The organism is Turicimonas muris (assembly GCF_002221595.1).
GTDB lineage: Bacteria > Pseudomonadota > Gammaproteobacteria > Burkholderiales > Burkholderiaceae_F > Turicimonas > Turicimonas muris.
Genome location: NZ_NHMP01000003.1, coordinates 1 through 16,690 on the forward strand (window position 1 = coordinate 1; position 16,690 = coordinate 16,690).

Below are 16,690 nucleotides of genomic sequence, written 5' to 3' on the forward strand. Positions count from 1 at the left end.
TTGCTATCTGCTTCTTTCAGCCTGTACATCACTGCACACACCTTGCAGATTCGCTAGCTCTTCCCACTAGCGGGCGAGCTCGGGACTTTCACCCTTTAGATTGCACTCATGCCGAGCACACAAAAAAGTCCGCGAGACTAAGCCCGCGGAAATTCAATCAAAGGTCAAGCAAAACTTTACTTAAGCGGTTTTAATTGAGTAAAGAAGTCGTTTCCTTTGTCATCAACGAGGATGAAGGCCGGGAAGTTTTCAACTTCAATTTCATAAACAGCTTCCATACCAAGCTCAGGGTATTCAATGCACTTGATGCTCTTGATGGAAGAGTCGGCCAATGCTGCGGCAACACCGCCGATGGTTCCGAGATAGAAGCCGCCGTGTTTCTTACAAGCATCAGTAACTACTTGGGTTCTGTTGCCTTTAGCAATCATAACGTGAGAGCCGCCGGCAGCCATGAACGGATCAGCATACGGATCCATACGGTTAGCCGTTGTCGGGCCCATTGCACCGCAAGCATAACCTGCAGGTGTCTTAGCCGGTCCGGCATAGAGAACAGGATGGTTCTTAATGTAATCAGGAAGTTCTTCGCCCCTGTCTAAACGTTCTTTGAGTTTAGCGTGAGCAATGTCGCGAGCAACAATGATCTTGCCTGTCATAGAAACACGTGTAGAGACTGGGTACTTAGAGAGTTCTTTTCTGATTTCATCCATCGGTTTGTTCAAGTCAATCTGAACACCGGTGTCAGAACCTTCGTTCTTGTATTCTTCAGGGATCAATTCTTCAGGATTTTCATCTAATTTTTCAATGAACAAGCCTTCAGCGGTGATCTTGCACTTGACGTTACGGTCGGCAGAGCAGCTAACACCGATACCGATCGGGCAGCTAGCGCCATGACGAGGCAAGCGGACTACACGAATATCATGGGCCAAATACTTACCGCCGAACTGAGCGCCCAAACCAATATTGTTTGTCATTTCGAGAAGCTTTTCTTCTAATTCAAGATCTCTGAAAGCTCTGCCGGTTTCGTCGCCTGTTGTCGGAAGAGAGTCATAGAAGTGAGTAGAAGCAAGTTTGACCGTAAGCATTGTCTTTTCAGCAGATGTACCGCCGATGACAATAGCAATGTGATACGGAGGGCAAGCGGCTGTACCGAGATCCTTGATCTGCTGCATCAAGAACGGAATTAAGGCATCCGGATTAAGAATAGCTTTAGTCTTCTGGAAGAGATAAGACTTGTTAGCGGAACCGCCGCCTTTGACGACGCAAAGGAAGTTGTATTCCATACCTTCTACTGCTTCAATATCGATCTGAGCAGGAAGATTGCAGCGGGTATTAACTTCTTTGTACATTGTCAGAGGAGCATTCTGAGAATAACGCAGAGCCTCTGTTGTGTAGGTGTCATAAACTCCTTTACTGATTGCTTCAGCGTCATCAAAGCCTGTCCAAACCTGCTGGCCTTTTTCACCATGAATGATTGCTGTACCGGTATCCTGGCAGATAGGCAAAACACGATTAGCAGAGATCTGAGCATTTCTAAGCATCGTGACTGCTACGTATTTATCGTTATCGGAAGCTTCCGGGTCATGAAGAATCTTGGCAACAGCTTCATTGTGAGATCTTCTCAAAAGGAAGTTCACATCTTTAAAAGCCTGATGAATAAGAGTTGTGATACCTTCTTTTTCGATTTTTAGAATAGGTTGGCCTTCAAACTCTCCAAGGGAGACAAATTTATCTGTTAACCGATAATATTCGGTCTTATCTTCTCCCATTTGGAACATTGGAGCATAGTTGAAGGAAGGGGTTTCTGCCATGCAAATCTCCTTAAATAATTTCTAAAGACTGACTGTGTCCGTAAAGATACACCGATTTTATGAATAAATGTAAAATAATTAACCTTTAGTTAATATAAACCCGTATATCTTTCGGATGAACAACTCACAAATAAAAGAAGAAGAAATTACAAAATCTAGAAATAAATTAATAGGTTAAATTTAAATATATAAAAATCAATAAATAGATAATAACTTATTTAGGCTATAACTAAAATAAGACAGATATTAGTGTATTTACTAATTATTTTGTTTGAAATAACAAACGAAAATTTATTTCCAGCAAAAACAAAACCCTCGGAGTCGCAATGACTTCGAGGGTCTGTTTTAAATAATTGAGCCCGGAGGCTACCTACTTTCGCAAGAAATACAACTCACTATCATCGGCGTGGAGGCGTTTCACTGTCCTGTTCGGGATGGGAAGGAGTGGTTCCACCCTGCTATGGCCTCCGGGCTTTAACTTGTTCTGCATCTTTCGATGCTCGGAAATTCTTATCAATCTTGACGAGCATTTAAGCTCTGCTTTGTTTAACTTTACTTGCTACAACCAACGCGGGCTTTAAGCTTCACGGTTATAGGATCAAGCCTCACGAGCAATTAGTATCAGTTAGCTCAATGCCTTACAGCACTTACACACCTGACCTATCGACGTCCTGGTCTCGAACGACTCTTTTGGGAGGTTTTACCTCCGGGAAGACTCATCTTCAGGCAAGTTTCCCGCTTAGATGCTTTCAGCGGTTATCTCTTCCGCACTTAGCTACCCGGCTATGCCACTGGCGTGACAACCGGTACACCAGAGGTGCGTCCACTCCGGTCCTCTCGTACTAGGAGCAGCCCCCGTCAATCTTCCAACGCCCACGGCAGATAGGGACCAAACTGTCTCACGACGTTTTAAACCCAGCTCACGTACCTCTTTAAATGGCGAACAGCCATACCCTTGGGACCGACTTCAGCCCCAGGATGAGATGAGCCGACATCGAGGTGCCAAACACCGCCGTCGATATGAACTCTTGGGCGGTATCAGCCTGTTATCCCCAGAGTACCTTTTATCCGTTGAGCGATGGCCCTTCCATTCAGTGCCACCGGATCACTATGACCTGCTTTCGCATCTGCTCGAGTTGTAGCTCTCGCAGTCAAGCACGCTTTTGCCATTGCACTATCAGCACGATTTCCGACCGTACCTAGCGTACCTTCGTACTCCTCCGTTACCCTTTAGGAGGAGACCGCCCCAGTCAAACTGCCTACCATGCACGGTCCCAAACAGTGTGGTCCTGTCTTGGTTAGAACCGCAAACAAATCAGGGTGGTATTTCAAGGTTGACTCCAGAGGAGCTGGCGCTCCTCTTTCTCTGTCTCCCACCTATCCTACACAAATCGGTTCACAGTTCAATGCAAAGCTGCAGTAAAGGTTCATGGGGTCTTTCCGTCTAGCCGCGGGTAGATTGCATCATCACAAACACTTCAACTTCACTGAGTCTCGGGAGGAGACAGTGTGGCCATCGTTATGCCATTCGTGCAGGTCGGAACTTACCCGACAAGGAATTTCGCTACCTTAGGACCGTTATAGTTACGGCCGCCGTTTACTGGGACTTCGATCAAGGCCTCTCAGCCCATCAATTAATCTTCCAGCACCGGGCAGGCATCACACCCTATACGTCGTCTTTCGACTTTGCAGAGTGCTGTGTTTTTAATAAACAGTCGCAGCCACCTATTCTCTGAGACCGTCTCACGCTCAAGGTGTCTCTCCTCTCACGCTACTGCGGCACACCTTCTTCCGAAGTTACGGTGTCAATTTGCCGAGTTCCTTCTCCCGAGTTCTCTCAAGCGCCTGAGCATATTCAGCTCGCCCACCAGTGTCGGTTTGCGGTACGGTCCTCTCAGACTGTAGCTTAGAGGTTTTTCCTGGAAGAGTTTCCAATCACTTCGCTCCCGTGGGAGCACCACTTCCGATCCGGACGATCCGTTGGCGGATTTGCCTGCCAACCGTCCTCGTCTAAGTACCGAGTAGTCCAACACTCGGATGACCTTAGCCTCTCCGTCACCCCTTCGCATCTGACAGCGGTCCGGGAATATTAACCCGGTTCCCATCGGCTACGCCTTTCGGCCTGACCTTAGGGGCCGACTCACCCTGCTCCGATGAACGTAGAGCAGGAAACCTTGGGCTTGCGGCGAGAGGGCTTTTCACCCTCTTTAACGTTACTCATGTCAGCATTCGCACTTCTGATATCTCCAGCAGACTTCTCAATCCGCCTTCTCAGACTTACAGAACGCTCCCCTACCACGCATGGATTTTTCCATGCATCCGCGGCTTCGGTTAGCAGCTTAGCCCCGTTACATCTTCCGCGCAGAAAGACTCGACCAGTGAGCTATTACGCTTTCTTTGAAGGATGGCTGCTTCTAAGCCAACTTCCTGGTTGTCACGGCCTTTCCACTTCGTTTTCCACTTAGCTGCTATTGGGGACCTTAGCCGGCGGTCTGGGTTGTTTCCCTTTTGAGTCCGGACGTTAGCACCCGGTGCTCTGTCTCCCGTGTATAGCTTCCAGGTATTCGGAGTTTGCCTTGGTTTGGTAAGACTACATGTCCCCCTAGCCAAAACAGTGCTCTACCCCCTGGAGCCTTCACACGAGGCACTACCTCAATAGTTTTCGGGGAGAACCAGCTATCTCCAGATTTGTTTGGCCTTTCACCCCTATCCACAGCTCATCCGCTAATTTTGCAACACTAGTCGGTTCGGTCCTCCAGTGTGTGTTACCACACCTTCAACCTGGCCATGGATAGCTCATCTGGTTTCGGGTCTACACCCTGCGACTTTTCGCTCTATTCGAACTCGCTTTCGCTTCGGCTTCCCTATTCGGTTAACCTCGCCACAGAATGTAAGTCGCTGACCCATTATGCAAAAGGTACGCAGTCACCTCAAAAAAAGGCTCCTACTGTTTGTATGCATGCGGTTTCAGGTTCTATTTCACTCCCCTCCCGGGGTTCTTTTCGCCTTTCCCTCACGGTACTGGTTCACTATCGGTCGATCACTAGTATTTAGCCTTGGAGGATGGTCCCCCCTTCTTCAGACAGGATTCCTCGTGTCCCGCCTTACTTCTCGTTTCCTTAGTACCATTCGGACAATTTTAAATACAGGGCTATCACCTTCTCTGGCTGAGCTTTCCATCTCATTCTTCTATTATCCAAACTATCAAAAACTAGGCTCCTCCGGGTTCGCTCGCCGCTACTGCCGGAATCTCGGTTGATTTCTTTTCCTGAGGATACTTAGATGTTTCAGTTCTCCTCGTTCGCCTCGCATGACTATGGATTCATCATGCGATAACCCTTATCGGGCTGGGTTCCCCCATTCAGATATCTGCGGATCTATGCTCGTTTGCCAGCTCCCCGCAGCTTTTCGCAGGCTGCCACGTCTTTCTTCGCCTGTGATCGCCAAGGCATCCACCACATGCACTTAGTCGCTTGATCCTATAACCCTGCCGCCTATTGCCCGGCAGCGTTACAAGCAACCGCTAAACGCTGTTCCCATTACGCTGTTTATGTCTTCGCTTTCAAGTTTCTCACAAAGTTTTGCTTTGTTATGACTCGTCAATCTTTTCCCGTTTACGTTTCCATAAACGTTTTCAATTGATTCAAATTTCCGATTTTTTAAAGAACTATCTTCTTCAATCTATCGACTGCCGATAAGAGCGGACACTCAAATCTTCAAGCAAAAACTCTTGAAAGGAGGTGATCCAGCCGCACCTTCCGGTACGGCTACCTTGTTACGACTTAACATTAGTCACGGTGCTCACCGTGGTCGCCGCCCTCCTTGCGGTTAGGCTAACGACTTCTGGTAAACACCACTCCCATTGTTTGACGGGCGGTGTGTACAAGACCCGGGAACGTATTCACCGCGGCATGCTGATCCGCGATTACTAGCGATTCCGACTTCATGCAGTCGAGTTGCAGACTGCAATCCGGACTACGATCGGTTTTCTGGGATTTGCTCCGCCTCTCGGCTTCGCTGCCCTCTGTTCCGACCATTGTATGACGTGTGAAGCCCTACCCATAAGGGCCATGAGGACTTGACGTCATCCCCACCTTCCTCCGGTTTGTCACCGGCAGTCTCACTAGAGTGCCCTTTCGTAGCAACTAGTGACAAGGGTTGCGCTCGTTGCGGGACTTAACCCAACATCTCACGACACGAGCTGACGACAGCCATGCAGCACCTGTGTGCAGATCCTCTTGCGAGCTCTCCTCATTACAAGGAGTTGTCTGCCATGTCAAGGGTAGGTAAGGTTTTTCGCGTTGCATCGAATTAATCCACATCATCCACCGCTTGTGCGGGTCCCCGTCAATTCCTTTGAGTTTTAGTCTTGCGACCGTACTTCCCAGGCGGTCAACTTCTCGCGTTAGCTGCGTTACTGAAAGTTTTACCTCCCAACAACTAGTTGACATCGTTTAGGGCGTGGACTACCAGGGTATCTAATCCTGTTTGCTCCCCACGCTTTCGTGTATGAGCGTCAGTTGCGTCCCAGGGGGCTGCCTTCGCCATCGGTGTTCTTCCAAATATCTACGCATTTCACTGCTACACTTGGAATTCCACCCCCCTCTGACGCACTCTAGTCTTGCAGTCATGTATGGCTTTCCCAGGTTAAGCCCGGGGCTTTCACATCCATCTTGCAAAACCGCCTGCACACCCTTTACGCCCAGTAATTCCGATTAACGCTCGCACCCTACGTATTACCGCGGCTGCTGGCACGTAGTTAGCCGGTGCTTATTCTTAGAGTACCGTCATCGTCTATCGGTATTATCAATAGACTTTTCGTTCTCTACAAAAGTGGTTTACAACCCGAAGGCCGTCTTCCCACACGCGGAATAGCTGGATCAGGCTTGCGCCCATTGTCCAAAATTCCCCACTGCTGCCTCCCGTAGGAGTCTGGGCCGTGTCTCAGTCCCAGTGTGGCTGGTCGTCCTCTCAGACCAGCTACTGATCGTCGCCTTGGTAAGCCTTTACCTTACCAACTAGCTAATCAGTCATCGGCCGCTCCGCTCGCGAGAGGCCCTCGCGGGTCCCCCTCTTTCATCCTCGGATCTCATGCGGTATTAGCTCCCCTTTCGGGAAGTTGTCCCCCACGAGCGGATACGTTCCGATGTCTTACTCACCCGTTCGCCACTCGTCGACAGAGGAAAGCAAGCTTTCCTCCTCGTTACCGTTCGACTTGCATGTGTAAAGCGTTCCGCCAGCGTTCAATCTGAGCCAGGATCAAACTCTTTTGTTTAATCTCTGTTGTCGCTCTTACTCTTCGTTTCGGTTTTGACGGAGCATTTCCTACTCCGTTTGCCTCACAAAGCGAGCTTCTTAAATTTAATCTCTTTGCTTTCGCTCTTAAACTTAAGTGCCCGCTCTTATCGGTTCGTCGATAAATTTTTAAAGAACTTTACTTAAGATTCACTCTTAAGTCGCTTTCGAAACAACTTGTTTTCGTCAGCGCAGAATTTGAATATTACAGACAATTTTTTCACTCGTCAACTATCACAACCAAAACCGATGTAAAGAATTGTAATTTTTATTGAGTCAAGTTTTTAGCAGCCAAGCGTCCGAACACTACAGCACAATTAATACCATTGCCTCCGAGTCGGTATTTGCCGTGTAGGTTGCCGATTACCTGACCGCAAGCCCATAGCCCGGTAATGGGTTTGCCCAGCTCATCCAACACTTGGGCCTTTTCATTGATTTCTACACCTCCTAAAGTCAAATGTATTTTAAAAACGACATTTGCAGCCCAGAAAGGAGGTGTCAGAATTTGTTTATCAAATTGACATTCTTGAATTGTTTGAAACAGGTTTTCCTCTGGAATGTTTAACTTTCTCGCAAGTTCTTCAACGCTATTTCCTCTCCAAACCATATTCTTGTAGAGGCCTTTATAAACATTCTTTTTTCTGTTGAGCTGAATTTCTTGAACCGTTTGATTGTCGACTATGGAATAACAGCGTTTGAAGCCGCCGTTAAAGTACGCTTCCGAAATTTTTCCTCTCGGAAGCTCTTCATTTACGAATCTTTTGCCGTTTTCATTAACAAAGATGAACTTTCTCGGGTTGTAATCCAGACGAACAGGATTATTTTCGTGCGCTGACGAACCTGGTACGCACTCCACAAAATGCATATTTGTTAATTTTCCGCCTACCGCATAAACAGCATCGTGAAGATCTCCCGTCGCTCCGGGGTTGGAATCTGTACCTAAATCAGCAGCCCACGGAACCATCTCTCTTAACTTAGAACTATTCGCACCAAATCCGCCGGAAGCTAGAACAATTCCTTTACGGGCAAAAACCGTGCTTGGACCTTCTGGTCCCTGTGCAATCACGCCGACAATTCTATTGTCCTCGTTTCCTTTGATTAAAGAGATGACCCGAGAGTTCGTAGACACTTGCACTCTCTTGGATAAACATGCTTCCGCTAAGACCTGAATATAGATCCTACCGTTGCCTGTTTCTGTCAGAAAAGACCGGGGATATTTTCCTCCGTAGACATGATAAGGCGTTGGCAAAAATCGTATTCCCAATTTCTTAAGCCACTCAAGAGAATCACGGCTGTTTTCTGCCAAAGTTCGAGCTAATTTGGGAGAATTTAAGCCTTCGGCGAGCTGATTTATTTGGGAAGTGTAAAGTTCAATGCTGTCCGGAGGATAATCGGGGAACCAGGAAGATTCTTCAGGAGTAAGAACGGCGTTGAAATAGCCGCCGGATAAGAAAGTATCTCCTCCCAGCTTTGGCATCTTCTCTAAAAGCAGCACAGACGCTCCTTTTAACGCTGCACTGTATGCCGCCGTAAGACCTCCTGCTCCGGCACCGACAACAATGACATCTACATATCGCGGGGCATACTCATCTTCTGACGACAAAGCGGCTACAGGAAAACCTGCTATTAAAGTTGTAAAGAGGAAATCCCTTCGCTTCATATATACCTCACAGTGAATTATCGTTGTTGTTTTAGTGACGCCACAACCTGCAAGAGAGTGTAGGAAAACAAACCGTTCAATCCTGAAAATCCGTACCGAAATTTATCTTGATTTATTGATTAGGATTGTTCGGCAAATATGCTTTGCGATATCGATTTAAATCGTTTAAAAATCCAGAAAGTTCTGCAGCATTCTCTACTTCCAGCTTTTCATAAATACTCGAACGATGGGATCGTACGGTTCTCTCCGTAATTTCCAATACAAGACTTATCATATTGTTAGTAAGTCCTTTTGCAACCATATCGGCTACTTGCCGTTCGGCCTCGGTTAAGGAATTCCATTGATTCATCAAAAATTCTGCGAATCTTCTTCCCTTCTGTCTCTCTCTGTGTTCCTCTACAGCTTCTTTTATGTATTCCAGAAGTTTATCAAGACGAGGAGGCTTAACCAAAAACGTTTTAGCTCCCTTATGAACGGCTTCAACTGCCATTTCTATATCGCCATGAGCAGACAGAAAAATAATAGGAAGATCGCACCTTCTTCTAATTAACTCATTCTGCAATTCAATTCCGGACATATGCGGCATACGGACATCCAGAACGATGCAGCCCGTCACAGAAAAATCATCTTTTTCTAAAAAGGATAACGCCGAATTGTATGACTTGACCTTGAAGCCTGCCATTTCTAAAAAAAGAGACTGAGCTTTCAGAACACTTTCGTCATCATCCACCAACCGTATTAATGATTGAGTTATCTTCGTCATCTCTGAGTCCCTCTTTTGTTATAAATTTTTCTACAAATAAACTAGCTATCACTCCCGACGTTTCTCCTCTTTCAAACTCTAAATGTCCGCCGGATGATTCTGCAATCGCATTGCATATTGACAAACCAAAGCCCAGTCCATCAGGTTTGCTGCTTTGGATGGCTTTTCCTAAATTTTCGAAACCTTGCTGATCAAGTTTTGGTCCATCGTCCGCTACGCTTAATTTCCAAAAAGCCCCCGCTTCCGATACAGAAACCAAGATGTGGGGATTAGCAACTCCCTTAACAGCGCTTTTGGCATTTCTTACAAAATTGAGAACGATAAATTCCAGTTCAAAAGCATCTCCGAGAGTAAAGAATTCTCCTTTAGGAACGTTATTTTCAACAGCTTGGGCATATAAGCCTTGCCCTAAAGCATTGCTAACAACCACTCCCAGATCGCAAATCTTTTTTTCTTTAGGTCTTTTCTTAACCAAGCTTCTGACATGCTCAACGATTTGAGTCGATTTTTGCAGTTCATTTTGCAAGAGCGTAATGATTTCTTGCGCCCTGTTGTCTTTTGTTGGCTTTTGTTCCAGAAGCATACTCAGTGCTCCGGCATAGTAACCAATGTTCGTAATCGGCTGTTTAATTTCATGCGCGAACATGCTGGATATCTGAGAAACAATGCTCATTCTTTCCAGAGCATGCAGCTTTTGTTTGCTTTTCTGAGATTCCAAATAAAACTTCTTAGTCTCTTTCAGGGCTTTGCTTAGCTGACCCGTGCGTTTTCGAACCAAGTAATTAATTTGAAATACATGCAATAAGAGAAAAAACAGCAGTAAAACCGCAAAATAAATCTCGTTTTTATATTTCTCCATTAAAAACTTTACCGACCACGCCGAGTCATGTCTAAATGGTCCCAGTCTGAGAGACTGCATCAAGTTGTACGTTGGAAGGAAGTTATTTGTGATCGTCCAGTTGAAATCTAAGCCTACCGAAGGCATAGTCAACAACTCAACTGTAACGTCCTTAGTGATACTGGGCGCAACTCCGGCTAAGGAAAAAAAGACAACATCCGGGTATCCCGGAGTACTAACTAAACATTTTTGCGGGTTGAGACGTTGATTAAGAACCCTAAAATCTCCTTCTTTTATCTGTCCGGACTGGATAGCTTTCTCCAGCTCACAGCTTTCAACCACTCCAACAGTCACGAAACCGTGTTTTAAAAGAAGGAATACATCCGGTACACCATATTTCGTCTCGATGATCTCTGAAAAAAACTTGTCCGGGTTGTAACCTGCAGAAAGCAGCTCCCCTTTGGCAATAAGCCAACCTCCAAAACTTTCCAAATCTGAAACTGCTGCTTTTTTCCCTCTTGCATCCGCTAAAGTTTTTATCGAACTGTCCGATCTTACGATAATGGTTGAAGCTACTGAATCCGTGAAATTCGAAGTCTCTTTATTCTCTTTAGTCGCGACCTGAAGGGCTCCGTGGGTCTGCATCAGGCTGACATAAGTAAACGCATTTGAAATTAAAAAATCCGGCTTGTACCTCTCTATATCTTCCAGTATGTTGCCCGGATTTATATCGACTAAATTGAATTGATATTGTGTAAGTCTCTCCATCAAATGATCGACGGTCGGAGAATAAGACTCTATGAAAAAAGTAGGCGAAAAAGTATCCACCAACCCGATGGTTACAGTCGGTTTATTTTCTGATGGTAAGCCCTGGCTGGAAAAGACAAAAAGCAATGCCAGAAGGGCAAATTTGATTTGGGATTGCTTCACACCTATTCTCGTTTTATTTTTTTTATGGTAAGAATGTAATAAAGACGGTTCAATATAACAATAGGTATATTTCTTATGCGTGTCGGCTTGAAAAATTTTTTTCTATTCTATTAATTTTTTTAAACCTGCTTTTCTAATCAAAAACTTCGCAATCTTTTGAGGCCAATTCACAGGTTCAAGATTCAAGACAGGTAACTCGCAATATCTAATCTTATTCTTTATCAACCAAACATCCAGAAGTCTCTCGGAGAGAAAGCCATAAACCCGAGCATCATTTTTTGAATACTCCGAAATATTCAAAGTATTCTCAACTTGCGCCAAAACTGAAAAAAGCCACGTGCAATACTCGTCGAAGAGTTCCTTTTTCATCACAAACATATTAAGCAAATGAAGTTTCTTAGAATTCATTACTTGCTCAAAAGCAGGAAGATAAGTCGGACAAATCTTCCTCATAGCCTTTTCTAATGCAAGAAGATCTTCTTCATGATGTGCATGAACATATTGACTTCGGACAGTTTCGACGAAGTAATTTCTCTTCACGGGCAAGATGACTTGATAATCTCGTAAGCAATTCTCAATCTCTTGAGCGTCCAAGATATTGGCAAACTTTCCTTGAACTTTAGAGTTTCCCTTGAAATATCTTCGATAGTGAACAAGGCCAACGACATTGGCATCCTTGATATTTTTCCAGATCCAAAAGTAACCGGTCAGCTCACAATAATTCGGATTCTTTTCTGAAATATTCAGACCGGTATTATCTCGAACTCCCTTGAGTCCTAGATCTTTCCGTAATGAGGCCCCGACTTCTAAAGGAATATATATGTCGTCATCAGGCATCTCATAATTTTTGTGAGTCGCTATAAAAATCTTAATCGACATATCCTCAGACCTAATATTTCAACTTGAAAAGTTTAATCGATTTCTTCTTTTTGCAAATCGTTCTATTATTTACAAAGTAGAAAAAACGTTTATTTTTTCTAGAGTTAGAAAGAGTATTTTTCCTCCGATGTCCTAGGAATTACGGCCCATCTTGAATTAACCAATAAATTTAGATTAAAATCCCTGCACATCCTAAAAATATGGGATGGCGATTAGGAGGTCAATTTATGGAGAACGACCCGCAAGTCAGAGCTGGGTTATCACAAAGATTACAAGAGCTAAGATTGGAAAACCAAATGACGCAAGCGGAACTTGCTCGTCTTTGCGATATTCCTCAGCCGGTGTTGTCTTTGTACGAAAAGGCTGACAGTAACAGAATGCCCACTCTGTATGGACTTGTGAAACTGGCAAATGTTCTTCGTGTTTCGACTGATTATCTTCTGGGCCGTACAAATGAGAGAACCGGCAGCGCAAGTTTCTTGCCGGAAGATTCTGTCTTAAAAGAGCTCTCGGTCAAAGATAGACAGATTCTCATCCATATTGCTAAAGCGCTTTTACTTGCCGCGAAAACAAAACAAGAAATAATGAGAAGTAAAAAGATTCCGAGTAAAGCTGAGCAAACGCCCGAGACAGGCGCCTAAATCTTTTTTTTCTTTGCTGCTTTAATAATTTTTTAGTTATTTCACTTTTCCAGTGTTAGAATAAAAAAAAGTTGCGCCAGTAGCTCAGTTGGATAGAGTACTTGGCTACGAACCAAGGGGTCGTGGGTTCGAATCCTGCCTGGCGCGCCAATGATGGTCCGAGACGCTTAACTGCTTCTCGGACCTCCTGTTTTCTACACTCCTCCACTAGATTTCTAGGCCTTCATCGGATGTTCTCACTGAGAAGGGTCTTGTCTAAAACACTGCGTTCTCCCTGCTCTCTAACAAGGCTCTCTGTGCCTGCCATTTATTCCGAAGCACTCTTACGGTCTCTTCAGCGGTCAGGACCGCCTCACAGACGTGTTCAATGAAATAGATAGGTACTACTTTGTTTTTATAGGTGACTCGGACGGCTTCTATTACGTCCTTCCTTTCCTCTGACTGTGCCTTTGTCACGTAGTCCGAGCAGATTCGGCAAGAGTTTAGCCATAACCAGAAAATGTAATCCTTGTTATTTCCTCCTCTAGCGATGTCGGCACCTTTAGACAAAGTGCAGACGGATGAGACGCTCACAAATTCTGATTGGTCCGGGTGGTTAGGCACAAATCTAACGTATCCAATCAGCTTTCTCTCGGCGGCGACCGGTAATCTTACTTCACCGCTGTAAAGCCTCTCCGGCTCATAGCCAAAAATAATGGGTTGAAAAAATTCGATGAATGGCAAGCGACCTCTAGCAACAAAAGCTGGGTTCTTGGAAAATTTTCTGAATTGTTTCAATGTTCTCATTGCTCGTTCCAATAAAATTCGTTAGAAAACAAAGCCGTTTGCAGAAATATGCGGCTCGTCCTTCGGAGCACTGGACAAAAAATCGGCACAAAAAAAGCCCAATCCTGACCAAAATCAGTGCTCTTTAGATTCTTTGGAACGATTAAGAATTAACCCATTGGTCTCAGAAATTAAATATTTTACACTTTATTGTACACTATTTTGTCGCAAAATTTAAAATTTGTCTTAGAGGCGCTGCATCAAGTTGGGTTTTTTGGCACTTTGAGAAAAAAATGGCACCTTGGGAAAAGCTTGATGAGGGAAGAAAAAAACTTCCTCTTATGGCACAAGTTTGAGCTTTCGAGTCAAAATTCTTTTTACAAGTTCAAATTTGTGGTTTGAGACTCAATAGAAAAATAAGAGTAGCACCCGGGAGTATAGAGGCAGCTTCTCAACAAATAAAACTCCCGAGGATTTTTGAAGATCTTCGGGAGTCTTGCCTTTCTCTAATTTCCTCCCGGAATATTTATAGTTACTAAGTTATCCTCCACTAACTCTCTTGGCAAATTGAGAGTAAGCGGAACATTGGAGCTCCCGAGCATGACGGGAATGCAGAACTCTTTCACTGCAATGGTCATAAAAAGTCAGGGAAGCTTACTGGGATATACAAGCTACAGTTTGCCGTTTTTGAGAAGTTGAAAAAACTTGATCATCGCGAGAATACAAGCTTTTCTTCTCCCCTTCGCTCTCATTAAGTTGAGTCTTGCAGGAAAACGGTGGTGCCTTAGGCACTTCCAACCCGCGTTTGTACTGCACCATCAGCATCTCAAATACCTTCCCGGGCGGGGCATATAGTGGTATCTCCCCGCTTCGCCTACGTAATATTTCCTTCGCAGCACACGTATCAGCGTGGCCCTCATAGCTGCAATTACGGCACTTCACACGATCTGTCGAGACTCTGTTGTCTTTGGATGGGTAAAAACAGGCTGGACAAACTCGAGAGCTGTGACACGCATTTACCTGAGTAAGCCTGATGCCAAACTGTTTGCATTTCTGCTCAAGACACTTCCGGATATATCCTCGGGCCCAGCTTGAAAGCCTTCGGTTCCAGTTTTTACTTCTTGTCTTCCCCATATGAGCAGAGAGCTTTTCGATGACGAGCTCTTTGACTTTTACGCCTTCTAACCCGTCTCCTTTGCCTTGCACAATGGAATTTATCGCTTTATTGATTTCCTGTTTGATTGAGTCTTGCGCTCTTTGATATTTCGCATTGTGTTTTTTGCGGCCAAGGTTATGTTTAAATATATTTTGTGCTTTTCTCCTGTCTTTCTCTTTAGCCGAGCTTTCTAACTCTCTGGCTTTGGCCCAAAGTTTATTTCTCTTCTGGCCTTTATCCTTGCAATAGTCTGAGAACCGGGTGAGCTTCTCCCCGAACTTTTGCCCGACAAACGCTCCGTTGCTTAAAGCTGCGACTTCCGTGTAACCGGTATCGAAGCCTACAATCTCTCCTTCAGTCCTTTCCGGTTTGCATAAGGCTTCACGGCAGACTCTCAGTTCGTAGACGTCGAGTTTTTTAATGAGCTGAATAGTTCCTCTGAGTGCTCCTTTGCCAAGGATGCGCAATGCAACGGGCGCCCGTTTCTTGTTCCCTTCGGCATATGACGTCAGCCTTAACTCATTCTAGTCTTTAGAATTTAGTCTCCAGCAGCTGCTGTCAAAGTCTGCCCTGTTGGAAGTAAGCCGGCAGTGAGGAAGCCGTATCTTTTTACGAACTTTCTTGATTGCGCAATAGACCCGTTTGGCAACGGCATACCTTTTAACAGTTTCAATGTCTTTTTTTCAGTTTCTCAAAGGCTGCCAGCCGCTCCCGGTATCTTTCTTCAGCGTCCGTTTCTTTTGGATTGAGCTTAGGAGGCTGAGGATATGGAACTTTTCCTTGAGAAGCCATGTAGAACTGCTGCTCAGTCTCTCTTAGAATCCAATTGATATAGATAAGTGTTTTGGGCTCGTTGGAATATCGGCCGAAAAACCTTCCCCATTGTCTTTTTAACTCTGCTTTTACAGTCTGCCAATAGGTACGAAGTCCTTGGCTGGCCTCGTCTAGGCACAGTTTCCAATGACGGGCCTGCAGGCGCGGCCCTTCTGAGATCTGCTGAGAACGCAGAAACTTTAAAAGTTCAGCTTGAGCTCGTTTCCCTTGCGCTTTGAGATCTTCAAGCAAAGTTTCGAACTTCGGCTGCGGAAGATTTAGGAAATAAACCAATTCATCTCCGAAGGCGCGCCAGTTCCAAACTTTTTGTCTGAGCTCGTGAGTGCAGAAAGCCATTTGGAACTTCTGCAATGTTCTACCGTAAAGCTCACACAACAAATCCAACTCCGCCTGAGTCTCAGGAGGAATCGGCGCGAATAAACGCGTTACTGTTAATGGTAGAGAATTTACGGTCTTCATCCCCTCCCCCACACACTTTACACGAACCAGGGGGTGCTTGTCGGTAAGGAATTCATCTAATTACCAGTCGGCATAGAATTCGGTTGCGTTTGTTCTAGGGCCCGTCGATTCTTCCAGCTTCTTTTGCCATAAAGATGAGCCGAGAACACAGTCATCAGCGTAATTACATCCTTAACCAGTTCAGTTTCAAAGGCTTCTCCTTCCGGGTCATCGAGAATCTGAATCGAGACATTAAACTGTTTGCACCGGTAGAAAACCAATTCCTTTCCGAACCGTAAAAGACGATCGGCATGAGTCAAAGTAAGAGAGCTCACAGTACCGCTCCAGATGGCCTCCAAAAGCTTCTTTAATCCCGGCTTTTTGCAGTTTAATCCGGAGCCGAGATCAGAGATAACTTCATCGCAGTCACTGTCTTTAAGGCGTTAAATTTGGGACTGAAGGTCAGATTTTTGATCGTGGCTGGAGACTCGGGCATATCCGATGCTGCTTAAATGAGAGAAAGAGCAAGAAGCAAAACGACGATGGTTCCCGACAGTTCGGAGGGTCTCCGTTAATTTACCGGCACGGCACCAGCGGCAGATGGTTGCTGAGGTAACACCTAATTTAGCTACTAATTCGCCTACTGACAGGAGAGAAAAATCTAGACGCTTCATCTGAAAAGG

Annotated in this window: 11 protein-coding genes, 1 tRNA gene and 3 rRNA genes; 2 read left to right on the forward strand and 13 right to left on the reverse strand. The window is 45.2% G+C overall.

What is annotated here, in order from left to right:
- Window positions 1–176 precede the first annotated feature (176 nt).
- The 8 genes from ADH67_RS05330 to ADH67_RS05365 form a co-directional block, all read right to left on the reverse strand.
- Window positions 177–1,808 carry a fumarate hydratase gene (locus ADH67_RS05330; RefSeq protein ID WP_066592822.1) on the reverse strand — a complete coding sequence of 544 codons (1,632 nt, stop codon included), beginning with the start codon at window positions 1,806–1,808 and terminating at the stop codon, window positions 177–179.
- Window positions 1,809–2,165: 357 nt separating this feature from the next.
- Window positions 2,166–2,280 (reverse strand): 5S ribosomal RNA (gene rrf / locus ADH67_RS05335).
- A gap of 122 nt (window positions 2,281–2,402) precedes the next feature.
- Window positions 2,403–5,287 (reverse strand): 23S ribosomal RNA (locus ADH67_RS05340).
- 254 nt (window positions 5,288–5,541) lie between these two features.
- Window positions 5,542–7,083: ribosomal RNA gene (locus ADH67_RS05345) — 16S ribosomal RNA — on the reverse strand.
- The 16S, 23S and 5S rRNA genes sit together here, the layout of an rRNA operon.
- Before the next feature lie 288 nt (window positions 7,084–7,371).
- Complete coding sequence (locus tag ADH67_RS05350) at window positions 7,372–8,763, reverse strand: FAD-dependent oxidoreductase (RefSeq protein WP_066592824.1); 1,392 nt, start codon at window positions 8,761–8,763, stop codon at window positions 7,372–7,374.
- A 112-nt stretch (window positions 8,764–8,875) separates the two neighbouring features.
- Window positions 8,876–9,526 (reverse strand): response regulator transcription factor, encoded by a 651-nt coding sequence (locus ADH67_RS05355; RefSeq protein ID WP_066592827.1) that lies wholly within the window; start codon window positions 9,524–9,526, stop codon window positions 8,876–8,878.
- Window positions 9,486–11,294, reverse strand: coding sequence for a sensor histidine kinase (locus ADH67_RS05360; RefSeq protein ID WP_084081470.1), 1,809 nt, complete (start codon window positions 11,292–11,294; stop codon window positions 9,486–9,488). The genes ADH67_RS05355 and ADH67_RS05360 overlap by 41 nt, the downstream gene beginning before the upstream one ends.
- Window positions 11,295–11,396: 102 nt before the next feature.
- Window positions 11,397–12,173, reverse strand: a complete 777-nt coding sequence (locus tag ADH67_RS05365) for a DUF4422 domain-containing protein (protein ID WP_066592835.1) — start codon at window positions 12,171–12,173, stop codon at window positions 11,397–11,399.
- 227 nt (window positions 12,174–12,400) lie between these two features.
- On the opposite strand from ADH67_RS05365, the gene ADH67_RS05370 reads away from it, so the two are divergent.
- Both ADH67_RS05370 and ADH67_RS05375 read left to right on the forward strand, forming a co-directional pair.
- Window positions 12,401–12,814, forward strand: a complete 414-nt coding sequence (locus ADH67_RS05370; protein WP_066592837.1) for a helix-turn-helix domain-containing protein — start codon at window positions 12,401–12,403, stop codon at window positions 12,812–12,814.
- Between the two features lie 73 nt (window positions 12,815–12,887).
- Window positions 12,888–12,964, forward strand: a tRNA-Arg gene (locus tag ADH67_RS05375).
- Window positions 12,965–13,069: 105 nt separating this feature from the next.
- Here the strand turns inward: ADH67_RS05375 and ADH67_RS05380 are convergent.
- The 5 genes from ADH67_RS05380 to ADH67_RS13330 form a co-directional block, all read right to left on the reverse strand.
- Window positions 13,070–13,600, reverse strand: a complete 531-nt coding sequence (locus ADH67_RS05380) for a hypothetical protein (protein ID WP_066592840.1) — start codon at window positions 13,598–13,600, stop codon at window positions 13,070–13,072.
- Window positions 13,601–14,233: 633 nt separating this feature from the next.
- The gene (locus ADH67_RS05385; RefSeq protein ID WP_066592843.1) at window positions 14,234–15,202 is read right to left on the reverse strand and encodes a zinc ribbon domain-containing protein; all 969 of its coding nucleotides are present in this window, start codon (window positions 15,200–15,202) and stop codon (window positions 14,234–14,236) included.
- A 202-nt stretch (window positions 15,203–15,404) separates the two neighbouring features.
- The gene (locus ADH67_RS05390) at window positions 15,405–16,028 is read right to left on the reverse strand and encodes a hypothetical protein (protein ID WP_066592845.1); all 624 of its coding nucleotides are present in this window, start codon (window positions 16,026–16,028) and stop codon (window positions 15,405–15,407) included.
- A gap of 56 nt (window positions 16,029–16,084) precedes the next feature.
- Window positions 16,085–16,420, reverse strand: a complete 336-nt coding sequence (locus ADH67_RS13325) for a recombinase family protein (RefSeq protein WP_201415734.1) — start codon at window positions 16,418–16,420, stop codon at window positions 16,085–16,087.
- A 30-nt stretch (window positions 16,421–16,450) separates the two neighbouring features.
- Window positions 16,451–16,681 carry a hypothetical protein gene (locus ADH67_RS13330; RefSeq protein ID WP_201415721.1) on the reverse strand — a complete coding sequence of 77 codons (231 nt, stop codon included), beginning with the start codon at window positions 16,679–16,681 and terminating at the stop codon, window positions 16,451–16,453.
- Window positions 16,682–16,690: the final 9 nt, after the last annotated feature.